Origin of the sequence: Flagellimonas maritima, assembly GCF_003269425.1 — a bacterium.
GTDB classification, from domain to species: domain Bacteria; phylum Bacteroidota; class Bacteroidia; order Flavobacteriales; family Flavobacteriaceae; genus Flagellimonas; species Flagellimonas maritima.
The window spans coordinates 98,116-116,892 of record NZ_CP030104.1; the positions used below are offsets into that span (position 1 = coordinate 98,116).

Annotated in this window: 14 protein-coding genes; 12 read left to right on the plus strand and 2 right to left on the minus strand. The window is 39.2% G+C overall.

What is annotated here, in order from left to right:
* Positions 1-102 precede the first annotated feature (102 nt).
* Positions 103-453 (plus strand): DUF6515 family protein, encoded by a 351-nt coding sequence (locus tag HME9304_RS00450; protein ID WP_112376714.1) that lies wholly within the window; start codon positions 103-105, stop codon positions 451-453.
* Here the strand turns inward: HME9304_RS00450 and HME9304_RS00455 are convergent, their stop codons facing one another.
* Positions 454-1,539, minus strand: a complete 1,086-nt coding sequence (locus HME9304_RS00455) for a beta propeller repeat protein (protein ID WP_417935249.1) — start codon at positions 1,537-1,539, stop codon at positions 454-456.
* 72 nt (positions 1,540-1,611) lie between these two features.
* Here HME9304_RS00455 and HME9304_RS00460 point away from each other — a divergent pair, with 72 nt between their 5' ends.
* On the plus strand, positions 1,612-2,823 hold the full coding sequence (locus HME9304_RS00460) for an RsmB/NOP family class I SAM-dependent RNA methyltransferase (RefSeq protein ID WP_112376715.1): 1,212 nt from the start codon (positions 1,612-1,614) through the stop codon (positions 2,821-2,823).
* A 68-nt stretch (positions 2,824-2,891) separates the two neighbouring features.
* Entirely contained in the window at positions 2,892-3,266 is a 375-nt protein-coding gene (locus HME9304_RS00465) for a hypothetical protein (RefSeq protein ID WP_112376716.1), read from the plus strand.
* Positions 3,267-3,609: 343 nt separating this feature from the next.
* On the opposite strand, the gene HME9304_RS00475 is transcribed toward HME9304_RS00465, so the two are convergent.
* The gene (locus tag HME9304_RS00475) at positions 3,610-5,202 is read right to left on the minus strand and encodes an amidohydrolase (RefSeq protein WP_112376719.1); all 1,593 of its coding nucleotides are present in this window, start codon (positions 5,200-5,202) and stop codon (positions 3,610-3,612) included.
* Between the two features lie 605 nt (positions 5,203-5,807).
* On the opposite strand from HME9304_RS00475, the gene purL reads away from it, so the two are divergent.
* The 9 genes from purL (at position 5,808) to HME9304_RS00525 (ending at position 18,690) form a co-directional block, all read left to right on the plus strand.
* Positions 5,808-9,512: a phosphoribosylformylglycinamidine synthase gene (gene purL / locus HME9304_RS00485; protein WP_112376721.1), complete on the plus strand. Its 3,705-nt coding sequence runs from the start codon at positions 5,808-5,810 to the stop codon at positions 9,510-9,512.
* On the plus strand, positions 9,502-9,957 hold the full coding sequence (locus HME9304_RS00490; protein WP_112376722.1) for a GNAT family N-acetyltransferase: 456 nt from the start codon (positions 9,502-9,504) through the stop codon (positions 9,955-9,957). The genes purL and HME9304_RS00490 overlap by 11 nt, the downstream gene beginning before the upstream one ends.
* Positions 9,958-10,048: 91 nt before the next feature.
* Entirely contained in the window at positions 10,049-11,821 is a 1,773-nt protein-coding gene (locus HME9304_RS00495; protein ID WP_112376723.1) for an AMP-dependent synthetase/ligase, read from the plus strand.
* A 141-nt stretch (positions 11,822-11,962) separates the two neighbouring features.
* Positions 11,963-12,409 carry a MarR family winged helix-turn-helix transcriptional regulator gene (locus HME9304_RS00500; protein WP_112376724.1) on the plus strand — a complete coding sequence of 149 codons (447 nt, stop codon included), beginning with the start codon at positions 11,963-11,965 and terminating at the stop codon, positions 12,407-12,409.
* A 13-nt stretch (positions 12,410-12,422) separates the two neighbouring features.
* The gene (locus HME9304_RS00505) at positions 12,423-14,828 is read left to right on the plus strand and encodes a 3-hydroxyacyl-CoA dehydrogenase/enoyl-CoA hydratase family protein (protein WP_112376725.1); all 2,406 of its coding nucleotides are present in this window, start codon (positions 12,423-12,425) and stop codon (positions 14,826-14,828) included.
* A gap of 42 nt (positions 14,829-14,870) precedes the next feature.
* Positions 14,871-15,245 carry a four helix bundle protein gene (locus HME9304_RS00510; protein WP_112376727.1) on the plus strand — a complete coding sequence of 125 codons (375 nt, stop codon included), beginning with the start codon at positions 14,871-14,873 and terminating at the stop codon, positions 15,243-15,245.
* A 17-nt stretch (positions 15,246-15,262) separates the two neighbouring features.
* Complete coding sequence (locus tag HME9304_RS00515; protein WP_112376728.1) at positions 15,263-16,453, plus strand: acetyl-CoA C-acyltransferase; 1,191 nt, start codon at positions 15,263-15,265, stop codon at positions 16,451-16,453.
* Positions 16,454-16,489: 36 nt separating this feature from the next.
* Positions 16,490-16,843 (plus strand): four helix bundle protein, encoded by a 354-nt coding sequence (locus HME9304_RS00520; RefSeq protein WP_112376729.1) that lies wholly within the window; start codon positions 16,490-16,492, stop codon positions 16,841-16,843.
* Between the two features lie 41 nt (positions 16,844-16,884).
* Positions 16,885-18,690: an acyl-CoA dehydrogenase family protein gene (locus HME9304_RS00525; RefSeq protein WP_112376730.1), complete on the plus strand. Its 1,806-nt coding sequence runs from the start codon at positions 16,885-16,887 to the stop codon at positions 18,688-18,690.
* The last annotated feature ends 87 nt before the right edge of the window (positions 18,691-18,777 follow it).

Here is an 18,777-nt window from a genome sequence, read left to right on the forward strand (position 1 = left end):
TTAACCTGACTGATTCAATAATCATATTTCTAAAAAGCCCCTTCAATTAAACCATTTCACAAGTCTTAAGTCATAGGTTTAGAAATATTAAAGAAATATATTATGAAAACTTTAAAATCTATTTTAATAACCTTATTGATCCTTGGGTCTTTTAGTATGGCAAACGCTCAAAGAACAGTTGTTCGCGTATACCCAAAACATGGTACTGTTGTAAAAACGGTCAATAACCCTAGTGTCGTTGTTCATAATAAGACCAATTTTTACTTTGCTGACGGGGTTTGGTATAGAGCCAGAGGTCGCAATTATGTTGTAGCAGCTGCACCCGTAGGAATTAAAGTAAGAAGGCTGCCAAGAACGCGCAGCGTAGTAGTGGTCAACGGAAGAAGATTGTATAAATATAGAGGGGTATGGTATAAAAGAACAGGCAGAAACTATGTAGTCGTAAATGTATAATTAGTTTGGTTTGGTTAGTTGAAGCGGCGGGGGTAGTTTTATTCCCGCTGTTTTTAATTTGAATGATAATCTCGCAATTTGGTTTTTTCCTGCCGCGTAAGCTATGGAATCGTTCAAAAATCGAATAGTATAAAAACCTTCTTTACTCAAAGATTTCCAGTTTTCCCCTTTGTTCTTTGAATACGAAATCCCCGTAAATCCAACTGCTACAATACCTTTTCCTTCTGAATTTGGTACAAATTGGACACAGCTTTTATATCCCGGTTCTTGGCCATCAGCGATAGTTCGCCAAGTTCTTCCTCCGTCTTCAGTAATTATTTTGTTATTTATGTTTGCTTTGGGTATTGTATAATCACCTCCTATTCCAAACCCTAGATTTTCATCATAAAAATCGATGGAATAAATTCCTTCGGTCTGTTTTTCACTTAAGCTTGGTGTTTTTATGACCGACCATGTTTTTCCTTTATCAGAAGAAAAGTAAATCCTGCCAGAAGTCGTGGCCACCCAAGTTTTATCTCCTATGGTTTCAATATTGGTGTTACTGGCCGCAAACGCGCCTTCACTTTCAATTGCTTTGGGCAACGAACTGCAGGAAAGCTTATTCCAACTTTTACCGCCATCCCTGGTTATAATTATGGATAAACAACCATTCATATTATCACCTACGGCAATTCCTTCCTTATTGTTCCAAAACTTGAGCGCATCGTAAAAAACACCTGCTGCTTCTTCTTTGTAAACTAACTCCATCTGCCCATTTTCACCAGTTTTATACAAAAGTGCCGGGTTAGCGACAGAAAGCATGAAAAAATCTGAATTTGTATGTCCTACTGCTCTAAACTCTGGAAATATGGTGTCAAACTTTTGGACATTAGCACGAACTTTATCCGTATATGTATTTATAGAACCGTACACCCCATTGCTTCCTGCAAATGCTAAAGTTTGCCCATCTAAAAATTCTATGGCCCTTATGCTGACCGAATCTGTATAGATTGTCTTAATTGATACAGATGAGAAGGTTTTTAGTTTTTCTTCGGAAGTACATCCAACTAGTAGTAAAAGGACAAGAATAAATACTGATTTGTACATCATTTCCATTTTTACCAAATGTAATTGGAATCCTATAAGAAACCATACCTTTGCAAATCTTAATTTTTGAGGATGCGCTTACATAGAAATCTTGTCTTTGCCGTAATTGATGCGTTAAATCTCATATTCAACGAAAAGGAATATGCGGATAAGGTCATTGAAAAAGTATTGCGTTATGACAAGCGGTGGGGCGCAAGAGACAGGGGTTTTATTGCAGAAACTACCTATGATATTGTCCGTTGGAAGCGTTTGTACTCTGAAATTGCAGAGGTCCGTGAACCATATTCCAGACCAAATCTATTTCGGTTGTTTACTGTTTGGTGTGTTTTAAAAGGAATTTCAATACCGGATTGGAAGCAATTGGAAACTACTCCGGAACGGCGTATAAAAGGAAGGTTCGATGAGCTTTCAAAAATAAGAAAATTTCGAGAATCCATTCCTGATTGGTTAGATGAATTGGGAGAAAAATCCTTGGGAAACGATTTATGGACCAAAGAGATAGCAGCGCTTAACAAGCAAGCTGAGGTCATACTCAGAACCAACACGCTCAAAATCCAAAAAGCACAGCTTCAAGAATTACTAGCCGATAGTGAAATTGAAACTATTCCTATTGAAGGTTATCCCGATGCATTAAAATTGAAGGAACGCAAAAACGTTTTCACTACCGAAGCTTTTAAGAACGGGTTCTTTGAAGTTCAGGATGCATCCTCTCAACTAGTTGCACCCTTTTTAGAGGTTAAACCGGGACAACGGGTCGTCGATGCCTGTGCAGGTGCTGGAGGTAAAACACTTCACTTGGCTTCACAAATGCAAAACAAAGGTCAATTAATAGCCTTGGATATTTATGAGAGCAAGTTAAAAAAGCTGAAAATCCGTACAAGAAGAAATGGCGTCCACAATGTAGAGACCCGAGCTATCGACTCTACCAAAGTCATTAAAAAATTACATGGTAGTGCTGATAGGGTTTTATTGGATGCTCCCTGCTCGGGCTTAGGAGTAATTCGAAGAAATCCAGATTCCAAATGGAAATTGGAACCTGAGTTTATGGAACGTATAATGGGGGTTCAACAAGATATACTTCAAAACTACAGCAAAATGGTAAAGAAAGGCGGACAAATGGTATATGCCACCTGTTCTGTCCTGCCACAAGAAAATACAAATCAGGTAAAGGCCTTTCTTGATTCTGAAAATGGTTTGGAATTTAAGCTTATCAAAGAGCAAAACATTTATTCGTCAGAAAGTGGCTATGATGGTTTTTATATGGCGTTGATAAAAAAAATATAAGTCATAAAGAAAGCATAAAGTCCTTCTAAAATTTGGAACTTTAAGGAATTCTTTTAAATTGGATAGCTATGATTCAAAAACAAAAAGAAGAAAATCAAGAAATTTTAGAGCAATCCATTTCACATCTCAAATTCAGCGGATTTGAAAATATAAAGGCGGATATGCCAAATTACGAAACCCCAAAAACATTCAAAAGTCAGAGAAGCGGATTAGAAATCACGCCAGACCTTTCAGCAACGAAAAATGGTCGCAAGTATTTTTTTGATATAAGTTTAAAATCGGAAAAGCCTGAAATTTTAAAATCAAAATGGTTATTGCTTGATACTTTTAGCAGATTGAAATCAAACAGGTTCAAAATCATAACGACCAGGGGGCACTTCAAATTTACAGAGGACCTTTTAAAAGAAATAAATTTGAGTCAAAAGGAATTTATCCGTATTTAATTTCACATTAAAATTTACCAATTCTGTTAAAAACCGAGCAATTTAAATGCTCTGTTTCCTCGCGCTTATTTTCGCGTAGGGGTACTACTGCATAGCTCAGAACTTTTAAAATCAATAATCGCATGAAACTTATAAAAATACACCGCAAATCAAAATACGAAAAAAGGTATAGCCGCTCTATGGGCAAGCTTACCACTAAAGTTACATATATTAAAAAATATGTTTTGGGTATCCCGATCCATACATTACACAGATACAGAGAAACCTATTATGGTGAAATTAAAAACTGCTCTGATTGCAATTTAGCAGCATAAATCCATTATAAGAAATTACCTTTTAATTTCTATTTATCAACTGTAGGATATTCAACACCCAATTGTTCCAAATATGAATCATATTTGGTTTCATCATAGTAGTACTTTTCAAGCTGCGTTCTAAATTGCTCTTGTTTATCTTTATTCAGATATGTGGGCGGCATATCATCTGCAGAAATCATCGGCTCGTATTTGGTTTCCTTACTTTGTTCGTTATTGAAATAATCCCAAGCCTGAGTCAATAATTCAGGTTTCAAAAGAAAATCCAATATGGTCATCGCTTCTGCCTTGGCCCCTGCTGTTACACCCTTGTGCGCTATAGGTGTTGCCATTGTAATTGCATTGCTCCAGTGGTGTCCTTGCAGCCCGGGAATATTTGATGGAAATCGCATTGTAACTGTGGGTACCTTCCAAGATATATCGCCGATATCATCAGATCCTCCACTTATAGGTTCTTTTACTGGCAGTCCAATTTCAGATAGTTCTACATCCAAACCTTCAGTCTTTTTTGAATTTACCTTCTTCTGTACTGCCTTTGCCAAAATCTGGTCTTTTTCTGACCAAGAAGGCAGCCCTACTTGTTTAATATTTTTATACATAGTTTCAGCAATAACCTTATTGTAATGTCTGGGCCACGCTGTTCCCAAAACTCTTGAACTCATGGTAGTTCCTGTCATTAAGGCCGCTCCTTTTGCTATATCGTTCGCTTCTGCGTACATTTCCATAATACCCTCGTACTTGATATCCCTAAAATAAAACCAAATAGCAGCTTTTGAAGGGACCACGTTAGGTTGATCACCCGCATCGGTAAAAATGGAATGCGAACGTTTTAATGGGTGCAAATGTTCTCTTTTATAGTTCCATCCAATATTCATCAATTCCGCTGCATCCAGAGCACTTTTTCCACGCCATGGCGAGCCTGCTGAATGGGCCGCTTCACCTTCAAAAAGGTACTCTACGGAAATCAACCCCGTACCACGCGTAGGACCCCAAGACACACTTAAATTACTGCTAACATGCGTGAAAATACACATATCAATAGTATCGAACAGACCATCACGTACGTACCATGCCTTTGCAGCTACCAATTCTTCGGCTATTCCTGGCCATACTACCAATGTTCCACCAATATTTTCACGTTCCATAAGTTGTTTTACCGCCAATGCTGAAGTTATGTTCAGTGGTATTCCTGAATTATGGCCCTCCCCATGGCCGGGAGCTCCTTCCACTATGGGTTTATGGTAGGCAACTCCAGGATATTGTGAAGCCTTGGGAATACAATCCACATCACTGCCCAATGCAATCACAGGTCCGTCGCCATTGCTCCATTTTGCAAACCACGCTGTCGGGATACCCGATATTGAATTTTCTATGGCAAATCCTGCTTCTTTTAAAATACCTGTTAAATATTTGGAAGACTCATATTCCTGAAAACCAAGTTCTGAAAAACTGAAAATCTTGTCCACCATTACTTGGGTCTGCTTTTTATTGGCTTCAACAATTTCAGCGACTTCCGTTTTAAGTTTTTCAATCTGTTTTTTTGAAAATTTCTTTTGTGCGGTGAGTGTTACCACAAAACCAAGGAGGAAAACTCCGGATAGAAAGGGTTTAAGGGATTTCATAAAGGTTGGATTTTTGAATTAGCATTGAAAAAGATACAGAAATACTTTGGAAAAATTGAGATGTAGTTGAAAATATCATTTATTTAATGATACCATACCTTTATTACAAAAAAAACCTGTAGATGTACTCAAAAAAATAGTAGAGACCTAATCCAGATAATTTTAAGTTAGGTATGCTGAAAGTATGACTGCACCATTATTTAAATAGATTTGAAAATATTTTTCAGAAAATATTTTACCAGATTAATTATATCCCTCTCTTCTGAAAGAAAGAATAAACAAATTATAATTACTGTAATAATTGCAATAATAGCAAAGGCCAAGATTGTTTTACCCTGGCGTTTAAATTGGTGGCTTGGTTTTTCTTTCCTTGCGTTTTTCAAAGATAAATAATTGTAAAAATCTTCAAACCTAAGCGGATGGCACAGATAAAAGTTGCTGTTTTGATCAATGTCCATTCTTAATTGACGTGTACTCCTTTCGACTTGAAAGAAAATAGTTTATTATCAACAAGTGATGGTTTAAAACTGTTAAAGAATCAATCAAAAAACACATATAAAACTTGTAAATTTGCATTTTCTTAAACCGTTCAATCAGCAAACTGTATGATTCATTTCTTTGGAGATGTGGCGACAAAAGTATTCGCAGTCCAAACCACTCAAGAAATTGCAATAAAGGACATTGAAAAGCTTACATGGTTGTTTGGCAACCAGCCCAAGATAAATATGGCGTCCCTTGACGCCTTTTTTGTTGGTCCACGTGCTGCAATGATAACTCCCTGGAGTACAAATGCCACAGAAATTACCCAAAACATGGGAATTGAGGACATTCTTAGAATTGAAGAATTTCATACCGTAGAGGAAAAGTATTCTGATTATGATTCCATGCTTTTTCAAAAATACAATGGATTGAGCCAAGATATTTTCACCATTAATATTACTCCAGAGGCTATTTTAGAGATTGATGATATTGCAGGTTATAACACAAAGGAAGGTCTGGCCTTAAATGAAGATGAGGTGGTCTATCTGGAAAACCTATCCCAAAAACTGGGAAGGAAACTTACGGATTCTGAAGTTTTCGGTTTTAGTCAAGTAAACTCGGAGCACTGTCGCCATAAGATTTTCAACGGTACTTTTATAATAGATGGTAAAGAGATGCCATTATCGCTCTTTAAATTAATACGAAAAACATCAGAGAAAAATCCAAACGATATCGTTTCTGCATACAAGGACAATGTTGCGTTTATAAAAGGGCCAAAAGTGATTCAATTTGCGCCAAAAAGTGCTGATATCCCAGATTTTTACGAAGAAGTTGATTTTGAATCCGTCTTGTCCATTAAAGCGGAAACCCATAATTTTCCAACTACTGTAGAACCTTTTAATGGAGCTGCTACGGGCTCTGGAGGTGAAATCAGAGATCGTTTGGCGGGCGGCAAGGGTTCATTGCCACTGGCCGGTACAGCGGTCTACATGACCTCCTATTCTAGATTGGCTGGGGACAGACCGTGGGAAAATGGAATGCAAGAGCGGGAATGGTTATATCAAACTCCCATGGATATTTTGATAAAGGCATCCAATGGCGCTTCAGATTTTGGAAACAAGTTTGGACAACCTTTGATTGCGGGATCCGTACTCACTTTTGAACATCAAGAGGAAGCACGCCGATTAGGTTTTGATAAAGTTATTATGCTCGCTGGAGGTATTGGCTATGGAAAATCTGAGCAAGCCCTAAAGGACACTCCTAAAAAAGGAGATAAAATTGTAATTCTTGGTGGGGATAACTACCGTATTGGAATGGGTGGGGCCGCCGTTTCAAGTGCAGATACTGGAGAGTTCAGTTCGGCTATTGAGTTAAATGCGGTTCAGCGATCCAATCCAGAAATGCAAAAACGAGCCTCAAATGCTATTCGCGGCATGGTGGAGCGTCATGAAAATCCTATTATTTCTATTCATGACCACGGTGCGGGCGGACATCTAAATTGCTTATCAGAATTAGTGGAAGAAACTGGTGGTAAGATAAATACCGATAAACTTCCAATAGGTGACCCCACTTTGTCTGCCAAAGAAATTATTGGAAATGAATCCCAAGAACGAATGGGGTTGGTGATTGGAGAGGAAGACCTGAATTTACTGGATAGAATTGCTAAAAGAGAACGCTCACCAATGTATAATGTAGGTACTGTAACGGGCAACCATCGTTTTACTTTTGAATCTGAAAAAACAGGCAAGAAACCAATGAATCTTGAACTTTCCGATATGTTTGGCAGCTCACCGCAAACCATCATGGACGATAAGACAGTACAGAGGGACTATAATCCCCTCGTCTATTCTTTGGAACATTTTCATGATTATCTGGAACAGGTACTACAATTGGAAGCTGTGGCTTGCAAAGATTGGTTGACAAACAAGGTAGACCGTTGTGTAGGAGGTCGTGTAGCCAAGCAGCAGTGCACCGGTCCATTACAATTGCCCTTGAACAACTGTGGTGTTATGGCTCTGGATTTTAAAGGGAAGGAAGGTATTGCAACCAGTATTGGACATTCCCCTATCTCAGGCTTAATAAATCCTATTGCGGGAAGTAGGAACAGTATTGCCGAGGCATTGACAAACTTGGTCTGGGCACCATTAAAAGATGGCCTTACATCTGTTTCCTTATCCGCAAACTGGATGTGGCCCTGCAAAAATGAAGGCGAAGATGCTAGATTATATGAAGCGGTAAAAGCGGTATCTGAGTTTTCCATCGAATTGGGCATCAATGTCCCCACAGGAAAAGACTCGCTTTCCATGAAACAGAAATACAAAGATGGCGATGTGATTTCACCGGGAACGGTAATTATTTCTGCAGCGGGAAATTGTAACGATATTACCAAAGTTGTGGAACCTGTTCTTCAAAAAAATGGTGGAGCCATTTATTATGTAAATATCTCAAGAGATGGCTTTAAATTAGGGGGTTCCTCTTTTAGCCAAATTTTGAATGAAATTGGCGATGAAACACCTTCAACATTGGATTCTAACTATGTTAAAATTGTTTTCAACACGCTACAGGACTTAATTAAAAAGAATCAAATTCTTGCTGGACATGATATTGCATCCGGAGGCCTAATTACCAGTTTGCTGGAAATGTGTTTCGCTGATAATCAACTGGGTGCTAATTTAGATTTGTCAACACTTGGAGAGGACGATACAATAAAACTATTGTTTTCGGAAAATGTAGGATTGATTTTTCAATCCAAAGACGACACTATTGAAAATACGCTCAAAAATGCAGGTGTCGAATTCAAAAAAATAGGTGCTGTTGTTGAATCGGATATGTTGAGTATTAAAAATAAAGGAATCGAAATTGGTCTTAATATTCCGTCCTTACGTGACACATGGTTTAAGACTTCTTACCTTTTGGATAACAAGCAAACCCAGAATGGTTTGGCGAAGAATAGATTTGATAACTATAAGAATCAACCTTTACGATATATTTTTCCCAAAGATTTTAAAGGCAGTGTTACCTTCGAATCCACTCAAGGAACGAATCCAGTAACTTCTGCTACGCTCGGTCACCGCCCCAAAGCCGCAATTCTGCGCGAAAAAGGAAGTAATTCTGAACGCGAAATGGCCAATGCCATGTATTTGGCAGGTTTTGACGTTAAGGATGTACACATGACCGATTTAATTTCTGGAAGGGAAACATTGAAGGATATTCAATTTATCGGCGCTGTCGGTGGTTTTTCAAATTCTGATGTGCTTGGCAGTGCCAAAGGTTGGGCGGGAGCTTTCAAATACAATGAAAAAGCCAATAAAGCACTTAAAAATTTCTTTGCAAGGCCAGACACGCTATCTGTTGGAATCTGTAACGGATGCCAATTGTTCTTGGAACTGGATATGATCAATCCCGAGTATGGGAAACTAGCCAAAATGACATATAATGATTCGAGCAAACATGAAAGTAATTTCACATCGGTAAAAATTCAGAAGAATCATTCCGTAATGCTATCCTCTTTGGCAGGAACAACTCTAGGCGTTTGGATTTCCCACGGAGAAGGAAAATTCAATCTCCCCTTACCTGAAGATAATTACGATATCGTTGCTAAATATGGATATGAAAATTATCCTGCAAATCCAAACGGAAGTAACTACAATACAGCCATGCTCTGTGATAAAACAGGCCGTCATCTAGTTACTATGCCTCATATAGAGCGCTCTATTTTTCCATGGAACTGGGCGCATTATCCAAAAGACAGAAACGACAAAGTTTCGCCTTGGTTGGAAGCTTTTATAAACGCACGAAAATGGGTAGAAAACGTAAATAATGAACGTTAGACGTGCAAAAAGACAAGATGTAATCGCTATTGTAAAAATGATAGCAAATGATAAGTTAGGAAAGCTCCGTGAAGATTATCAAGATCCGCTTCCCAATACATACTATTTGGCTTTTGATAATATAAACAGCGACCCAAATCAAGAATTGGTCGTTCTTGAAAATGAGAATAAGGAAGTCATCGGGACACTTCAGCTAAGCTTCATTCAATATTTGACCTATAGGGGAGGTATAAGGGCTCAAATTGAAGCCGTTCGCATTCATGAAAATTATCGCGGCAAGGGAATTGGCAAAATTCTTTTTAAGTGGGCAATTGAACGTTCCAGAGAAAATAAAGCCCATGTTGTTCAGCTGACCACTGATAAAAAGCGACCGGATGCACTTAAATTTTATAAATCTTTGGGATTTGAGCCATCACACGAAGGAATGAAGCTACATATATTATAAGATTAGCAATTTTTTTAGATAGTTTTTGAAAAACTCATTTTATAATCCCGCTTCCTTTCCCTATTTTGCAATTACTTTTTAGAAACTTACTATGCAAACAGTTACTAGGCTTTTTGATTTTCCATATTATCAACTGGACAAGTTCCCGCTAGAGAAATCGTTGGTTACCAAATACGACGGTAAATGGGTAGCCACCTCAACAAAAGAATATATTGACAAAGCGAATAAGATTAGCCGTGCGCTATTACGGATGGGCGTCAAACCAAATGATAAAATAGCTATCATATCCATGAACAATAGGACGGAATGGAATATAATGGACATCGGCATTCTCCAGATCGGAGCTCAAAATGTGCCTATTTATCCTACTATCTCTGCAGCAGACTATGAATACGTACTAAATCATTCAGAAGCAAAATATTGTTTTGTTTCATGCGGTGAAGTTTTGGAAAAAGTGCTTGAGGTAACTCCAAAGCTCAAGAAATTAAACGACGTATATTCGTTTGACGACCTAGACAACTGTAAAAGCTGGAAAGAGGTTTTGGAATTGGGCTCAGATGATTCCAACCAAGAAAAAGTTGAAAAACTGAAAGCGGAAGTCAAGCCTGAAGACTTGGCCACTTTAATTTATACATCAGGAACTACGGGGCGTCCAAAAGGTGTCATGTTATCCCATGACAATCTGGTCAGTAACGCCATTGAAAGTTCCAAAAGATTTCCAATTGTGGACGGAGAGACAAAATCTTTAAGCTTTTTACCACTTTGTCATGTTTATGAGCGTATGCTCATTTATTTATATCAGTATAGAGGCGTTACTATTTATTATGCGGAATCACTTGAAACCATTAGCGAGAATCTAAAGGAAACCGCACCTCATGTTATGACGGCCGTACCACGGTTATTGGAAAAAGTATATGACAAAATCATTGCCAAGGGTACAGAACTCAGTGGTATAAAAAAGAACCTTTTCTTTTGGGCCGTTGACATCGGTCTACAATATGAGCCGTATGGAAAAAATGGGTGGTTGTACGAACAAAAATTGGCATTGGCCAGAAAATTGATTTTTAGTAAATGGAAAGAAGGATTAGGTGGCAACTTAAGGGTAATTGCATCCGGGAGCGCAGCATTGCAACCCAGATTGGCACGTATATTCAATGCAGCCGAAATGGGTGTTATGGAAGGATATGGTCTTACCGAGACCTCCCCTGTTGTTTCAGTGAACGATATGCGAAACAATGGTTTTAGAATTGGTACCGTAGGAATCCCTATAGATCGAACAGAAGTAAAGATTGCCGACGATGGCGAAATATGTATAAAAGGACCACAGGTTATGATGGGATATTATAAGGACCCTGAAAAAACCGCAGAAGTAATCAAGGACGGATATTTCCATACGGGCGACATAGGCGAATTGGATGCTGATGGCTTCTTGAAGATTACCGACCGTAAAAAAGAAATGTTCAAAACATCAGGCGGAAAATATGTTGCTCCGCAGTTGTTGGAAAATCGTTTTAAACAATCCCGCTTTATTGAACAAATTATGGTTGTTGGTGAGGGTGAGAAAATGCCTGCAGCTTTAATTCAGCCAAACTTTGAATTTCTATACGAATGGGCAAAACGTCATAATATTACGCTAGGCGAAAACTCGGATATCATTTTAAATGATAAAGTAATCTCTAGAATACAGGAGGAAGTAGATCTTGCCAACGAAGACTTTGCAAAATGGGAAAAAGTAAAACAGTTTAGATTGACGCCAGATACTTGGAGCATTGATGACGGGCATATGACACCTACCATGAAATTGAGAAGAAAAATCATTAAAGAGAAGTACAAGGATTTATACAACAGTATTTACGGATACTAAATAGTAAATGGAAGAATCCAAAACTTAATACATAAGCCTGCACAAACTGTAGGCTTTTTTATTTTACTACGACATATAAATTATAATTTATTATGCATGCATAATAAATTTTCCTATATTTGAAAGCACCAAACCTCAATTATGAAAGAATTAACTATTGACTACGCCCTAAGGGCTACTTGGCAGGCAGTAGCAAGAATGTACAATGAAGAGGCAAAAAGTTATGGACTTACCATGGCCATCGGTTTCACCTTATTGAGCATTGACCCCAAAAAAGGAACGCCAAGCACTGCTTTGGGGCCGAAAATGGGAATGGAAGCAACCAGTTTGTCCAGAATTTTAAAGAGTATTGAGGAAAAAGGATATATCCAACGTAGACCAAACCCAAAAGATGGAAGAGGTGTACTTATTCATTTAACGGCTTTGGGATTGGAAAAAAGAAGAGATTCCAAGGATGTGGTACTGCGTTTTAACGATGTGGTAAAAGAACATGTTTCCGATGAAGATTTGTTGAGTTTTTTTAAGACCACGGAAGTCATCAACAAACTCATTTCAGATAAAAAAATATATATAAAAACAACAACTTAATTCTAATTCTTAAATGAAAAGGCATATCAATAAAGTTGCCGTTATAGGGTCTGGTATTATGGGAAGCGGTATCGCTTGCCACTTTGCAAATATTGGGGTCGAGGTTTTATTATTGGACATAGTTCCCCGAGAACTCAACGATAAAGAAAAAGCAAAGGGTTTGACCCTATCGGACAAAATCGTTCGCAATAGAATCGTAAACGATTCTTTGGCTGCGGCTCTCAAGTCTAAACCATCCCCAATCTATCATCAAAAATTCGCCAATAGGATAACTACCGGTAATTTGGAAGACGATATTTCAAAAGTTGGTAAGGTGGATTGGATTATTGAGGTGGTCGTTGAGCGATTGGATATTAAAAAACAAGTATTTGAAAATCTCGAAAAATACAGAAAAGAGGGTACGTTGATCACTTCAAACACTTCCGGCATCCCCATAAAGTTTATGAGTGATGGAAGAAGTGACGATTTTAAGGAACACTTTTGTGGTACGCACTTCTTTAACCCTGCCCGTTACCTCAAACTTTTTGAAATTATTCCCGGTCCTGAAACTTCTCCAGAGGTTTTGGATTTTTTGAACAGCTATGGAGAACAATATTTAGGGAAAACTTCGGTCATAGCCAAGGATACGCCTGCCTTTATCGGTAATCGAATAGGTATTTTCAGTATTCAGAGTTTGTTCCATATGGTAAAGGATATGGGAATGACCGTTGAAGAAGTGGACAAACTTACAGGTCCCGTCATCGGCAGACCAAAATCCGCAACCTTTAGAACTGTAGATGTTGTCGGGTTGGATACCTTGGTACATGTTGCCAATGGAATCCATGAGAACTGTAAGGACGATGAGCGATTGGAATTGTTCAAACTGCCCGATTTCATCAATACCATGATGGAAAACAAATGGCTGGGAAGCAAGTCGGGACAAGGTTTTTACAAAAAGGTAAAAGACGATAAGGGCAAGAGCGAAATCCTCACCTTGGATTTGGAAACCATGGAGTATCGATCCAAAAAAAGTGCAAAATTCGCTACACTTGAACTTACAAAAACCATAGATAAAGTCGTTGACCGATTTTCGGTTCTAACTGCTGGAAAAGACAAAGCAGGTGAATTCTACAGAAAAAGTTTTGGCGCCTTATTCGCGTACGTCTCCCACAGAATTCCTGAAATTTCCGATGAGCTCTACAAAATAGATGACGCTATGAAAGCAGGATTCGGTTGGGAACACGGACCTTTCCAGATTTGGGACGCCGTAGGTTTGGATAAAGGTTTGGAATTTGCAAAAGCCGAAGGTTTGGAAGTTTCTTCTTGGGTAACGAAGATGAAAGAAGCTGGAATTGAAACTTTTTACTCGGTAAAGGATGGGGCCACCTATTTCTACGATATCCCGAAAAAAGCCATGGAGAAAATCCCGGGACAGGATGCATTTATCATTCTTGATAATATTAGAAAATCAAACGAAGTATTCAAAAATAGTGGCGTAGTAGTTGAGGACTTAGGAGACGGTATTCTAAATGTAGAGTTCCAATCCAAAATGAATACTATTGGTGGTGATGTGCTTTCAGGATTGAACAAAGCTATCGATATTGCCGAAAAGGATTTTCAAGGGTTGATTGTTGGTAATCAAGCTGCAAACTTCTCGGTAGGCGCCAATATTGGAATGATCTTCATGATGGCCGTTGAACAGGAATACGATGAGCTGAACATGGCTATTAAAATGTTCCAGGATTCCATGATGCGTATGCGCTATTCTTCAATTCCTACAATTTCAGCTCCGCATGGGATGTGTTTGGGCGGAGGATGTGAACTTTCCATGCATGCCGACAAGGTCGTTGCAGCTGCAGAAACCTACATAGGCTTGGTGGAATTCGGTGTTGGTGTCATTCCAGGTGGTGGTGGATCCAAAGAAATGGCGTTACGGGCATCCGACACATTCCGGAAAAATGATGTTGAGCTCAATGTACTTCAAGAGTATTTCTTGACCATTGGTATGGCAAAAGTATCTACTTCGGCATATGAGGCATTTGATTTAGGTATTTTACAAAAGGGCAAAGATGTAGTTGTGGTCAATAAAGACCGACAAATTGCTACGGCCAAAGCACACGCTAGATTAATGGCAGAAGCTGGCTACACAAAACCCCCTAAACGGAAAGATGTAAAAGTACTCGGTAAGCAAGCGTTAGGAATGTTTTTAGTAGGGACAGACTCCATGGAAGCTGGGCATTATATCTCCGAACATGATAAAAAAATTGCCGATAAGTTGGCTTATGTAATGGCCGGTGGTGATTTGTCCGAAGCCAGTTATGTTTCCGAGCAATATCTTTTGGATCTGGAGCGGGAGGCCTTTTTATCCCTTTGTACCGAAAGAAAAACATTGGAACGCATACAGCACATGTTGAAAACAGGGAAACCGTTACGAAACTAGGAGTTTCTTAGTATTGAGTATTTAGCATATAGTATTTAGAAAATGCATAAAGTAGAAGATTTGAAGATTTGGAACAAAGCCATGAACTTGACAAAACAAATTTATTTGTTGGCTACCAAATTACCGTTAGAAGAAAGGTTCGGTCTTGCGTCACAGATAAAAAGGTGCGCTGTATCCATTCCTTCCAATATTGCCGAAGGAGCAGGAAGAAATTCTAAAAAAGAATTTAAGCATTTTTTAGGTATTGCTAACGGCTCATCCTATGAACTTCATACGCAGCTAACGCTTTTAATTGATTTAAACCTAATTTCAGAAAATAAAATAAAGCCCATAAAAGAATTGTGCGTTGAGATTCAAAAAATGAATTATAGCCTTCAAAAATCATTGGTAAACAAAGAACTCAATACTCAATACTAAAATCTAGTATCTAAAAAATGAAAACAGCATACATAGTAAAAGCATACAGAACAGCGGTTGGCAAAGCGCCCAAAGGACTGTTCCGATTTAAAAGACCGGACGAACTGGCAGCAGAGACCATTGAATATATGATGAAGGAACTGCCGAATCTCGATAAAAAAAGAATCGATGATGTAATTGTAGGCAATGCCATGCCAGAAGCGGAACAAGGATTGAACATGGCACGTTTGATTTCGTTGATGGGTTTGAATGTCGACGATGTGCCAGGCGTTACCGTGAACAGGTATTGCGCATCGGGGCTGGAAACCATTGGAATCGCTACGGCTAAAATTCAATCTGGAATGGCAGACTGTATTATTGCCGGCGGCTCGGAAAGTATGAGTTACATTCCTATGGGAGGATATAAACCTACTCCCGACTATGCAACTGCCAAAGAAGGTAACGAAGATTATTACTGGGGTATGGGTCTTACTGCGGAAGCAGTGGCACAACAATTCAAGGTTTCTAGGGAAGATCAGGACGTTTTTGCCTACAGCTCTCATATGAAAGCGTTAAAGGCCCAAGAGGAAAACCGATTTCAAGACCAAATCGTCCCTATAGACGTGGAGCATACCTTTGTAAACGAAGCTGGAAAGAAAGAGACCAAGACCTATACCGTAAATAAGGACGAAGGTCCAAGAAAGGGAACCAATATTCCTACGTTGAACAAATTGCGTCCAGTTTTCGCAGCTGGTGGAAGCGTAACAGCAGGTAATTCTTCCCAAATGAGCGACGGTGCAGCTTTTGTCATGGTGATGAGTGAAGAAATGGTAAAAGAACTAAACCTCGAACCTATTGCACGCCTCGTAAATTATGCCGCTGCCGGTGTAGAGCCCCGCATTATGGGAATTGGTCCGGTAAAAGCGATTCCAAAAGCATTAAAACAAGCTGGAATGAAACAGGATGAGATAGAACTTATAGAATTGAACGAAGCATTCGCATCCCAATCATTGGCAGTAATCCGTGAACTGGGTCTAAACCAAGAAATCGTGAACGTAAACGGAGGTGCAATCGCCTTGGGGCATCCCTTGGGATGTACTGGTGCAAAGCTTTCCGTGCAGTTGTTCGATGAAATGCGCAAACGCAATATGAAAGGAAAATACGGGATGGTCACCATGTGTGTAGGAACTGGACAAGGTGCAGCGGGGATTTATGAATTTTTATCATAAGAAACAAGATATCTAGATTCAGGAATCAGGACGATAATGCATAATTTCAAAAAATTAAAAATCTGGGAAGATAGTATGGACTTGGTTTCAGAATCCTACAATACCACCAAGACCTTTCCTGATTTTGAAAAATTTGGATTGGCCAGTCAAACGAATAGATGTGTGACTTCAATTCCATCAAACATTGCGGAAGGTTCCAGTAAAAGCTCCGATAAGCATTTCAAAAATTACTTGGAAATTAGTTTGGGCTCCGCTTTTGAATGGGAAACACAATTGATAATTGCCCATAATGAAAAGTATATATCAGCAGAAACATTTAAGAAATTAGAACAAAAAATAAAACAATTACAAAAAATGATTTCAAGTTTTCAACTCAGTTTAGGCAAGTAAATCTTGGCTCTTGATTCTTGACTCTATTAATCTAAAAAACTATGGAAATAAAAGAAAAAGAAATCCTCAGAGGTGGCCAGTTTTTGGTAAAAGAGACCGATTGTGAAGATATTTTCACCCTTGAAGACTTAGACGAGGAACAGAAAATGATGCGTGAAAGTACCAAGGAGTTTGTAGACAGAGAACTATGGGCGCATTGGGAACGATTTGAGAAAAAAGACTATGCCTACACCGAAGAAACCATGCGCAAAGCTGGCGAACTTGGTCTTTTGAGTGTAGCCGTACCAGAATCTTATGGCGGCATGGGAATGGGATTTGTCTCCACGATGTTGGTCTGCGATTACATTTCTGGTGCAACAGGTTCGTTCAGTACCGCATTTGGGGCACATACGGGAATTGGGACTATGCCCATTACCCTTTACGGAACCGAAGAACAAAAACAAAAATATGTACCAAAATTGGCTTCTGGCGAATGGTTTGGAGCCTATTGCCTAACTGAACCCGGTGCAGGTTCCGATGCAAACTCGGGCAAGACCAAGGCCGTTCTATCAGAAGATGGAAAACATTATAGCATCACCGGACAGAAAATGTGGATTTCAAATGCGGGCTTCTGTAATGTTTTCATCGTTTTTGCGAGAATCGAAGATGATAAAAACATTACAGGATTTATTGTAGAAAATAACCCAGAAAACGGCATCACACTTGGCGATGAAGAAAAGAAATTGGGCATCCACTCCTCCTCTACCCGACAAGTATTCTTCAATGAGACCAAAGTACCTGTTGAAAACATGCTATCGGAAAGAGGAAACGGATTTAAAATAGCGATGAACGCCCTGAATGTTGGTCGTATCAAATTGGCAGCAGCTTGTTTGGAAGCGCAGCGACGGGTAATCAATGAAGCTACAAAATATGCGAACGAGCGTATTCAGTTCAAAACACCGATTATCAACTTTGGGGCCATAAAAGCAAAAATCGCCGATATGGCGACCAATGCGTATGTTGACGAAGCGGCATGTTACCGTGCAGCAAAAAATATCGAGGACAGAATCGCTATTCGTGAAGCTGAAGGCAATTCACATCAAGAAGCTGAATTAAAAGGCGTTGAAGAATATGCTATAGAATGTTCCATTTTGAAGGTAGCCGTTTCTGAGCATGTTCAACATACGACCGATGAAGGCATCCAAGTTTTTGGAGGAATGGGCTTCAGCGCAGATACGCCAATGGAATCGGCTTGGAGAGATGCCCGTATTTCGCGTATTTATGAAGGAACCAACGAAATCAACCGAATGTTGGCCGTGGGCATGTTGGTCAAAAAAGCGATGAAGGGTCATGTGGACTTGCTTGGCCCAGCAACTGCAGTAGGGGAAGAATTAATGGGAATCCCTTCGTTTGATACACCAGATTTCTCTGAACTCTTTGCAGAAGAAAAAGACTTGGTCGCACGATTAAAAAAGGTCTTTTTAATGGTAGCTGGCAGTGCGGTGCAGAAATTCGGTACCGAATTGGAAGAACATCAAATGGTCTTGATGTCCGCATCAGATATTCTAATTCAAGTATATCTGGCGGAATCTGCCATTCTAAGAACCGAGAAGAATGCCAAACGTTTTGGCGAACAATCGCAAGCTGCCCAAATAGCAATGTCAAAACTATATTTATATAGGGCTGTTGACGTTGTTTCACAAAAAGGAAAAGAAGCTATTGTTTCGTTTGCGGAAGGTGATGAACAGCGCATGATGCTTATGGGATTAAAACGCTTTACAAAATATACAAATCAACCCAATGTCGTGGCACTGCGCACAGAAATTGCGGACAAGGTCGCTGCGGATAACGGGTATACCTTTGACTAATTCAAATAATGCGAGACAAAGCTGATTTTGAAGGCCGCTCTTAAAAAGAGCGGTTTTTTTTGTATCCAATTTTGACACCATCATTAG

Excerpts from the sequence above, each read along its gene's own strand:
- HME9304_RS00450 (WP_112376714.1), top strand. The coding sequence starts at position 103 with ATGAAAACTTTAAAATCTATTTTAATAACCTTATTGATCCTTGGGTCT.
- HME9304_RS00495 (WP_112376723.1), top strand. The coding sequence starts at position 10,049 with ATGCAAACAGTTACTAGGCTTTTTGATTTTCCATATTATCAACTGGAC.
- purL (WP_112376721.1), top strand. The coding sequence starts at position 5,808 with ATGATTCATTTCTTTGGAGATGTGGCGACAAAAGTATTCGCAGTCCAA.
- HME9304_RS00525 (WP_112376730.1), top strand. The coding sequence starts at position 16,885 with ATGGAAATAAAAGAAAAAGAAATCCTCAGAGGTGGCCAGTTTTTGGTA.
- HME9304_RS00490 (WP_112376722.1), top strand. The coding sequence starts at position 9,502 with ATGAACGTTAGACGTGCAAAAAGACAAGATGTAATCGCTATTGTAAAA.
- HME9304_RS00515 (WP_112376728.1), top strand. The coding sequence starts at position 15,263 with ATGAAAACAGCATACATAGTAAAAGCATACAGAACAGCGGTTGGCAAA.
- HME9304_RS00500 (WP_112376724.1), top strand. The coding sequence starts at position 11,963 with ATGAAAGAATTAACTATTGACTACGCCCTAAGGGCTACTTGGCAGGCA.
- HME9304_RS00455 (WP_417935249.1), bottom strand. The coding sequence starts at position 1,539 with ATGTACAAATCAGTATTTATTCTTGTCCTTTTACTACTAGTTGGATGT.
- HME9304_RS00510 (WP_112376727.1), top strand. The coding sequence starts at position 14,871 with ATGCATAAAGTAGAAGATTTGAAGATTTGGAACAAAGCCATGAACTTG.
- HME9304_RS00460 (WP_112376715.1), top strand. The coding sequence starts at position 1,612 with ATGCGCTTACATAGAAATCTTGTCTTTGCCGTAATTGATGCGTTAAAT.
- HME9304_RS00520 (WP_112376729.1), top strand. The coding sequence starts at position 16,490 with ATGCATAATTTCAAAAAATTAAAAATCTGGGAAGATAGTATGGACTTG.
- HME9304_RS00475 (WP_112376719.1), bottom strand. The coding sequence starts at position 5,202 with ATGAAATCCCTTAAACCCTTTCTATCCGGAGTTTTCCTCCTTGGTTTT.
- HME9304_RS00465 (WP_112376716.1), top strand. The coding sequence starts at position 2,892 with ATGATTCAAAAACAAAAAGAAGAAAATCAAGAAATTTTAGAGCAATCC.
- HME9304_RS00505 (WP_112376725.1), top strand. The coding sequence starts at position 12,423 with ATGAAAAGGCATATCAATAAAGTTGCCGTTATAGGGTCTGGTATTATG.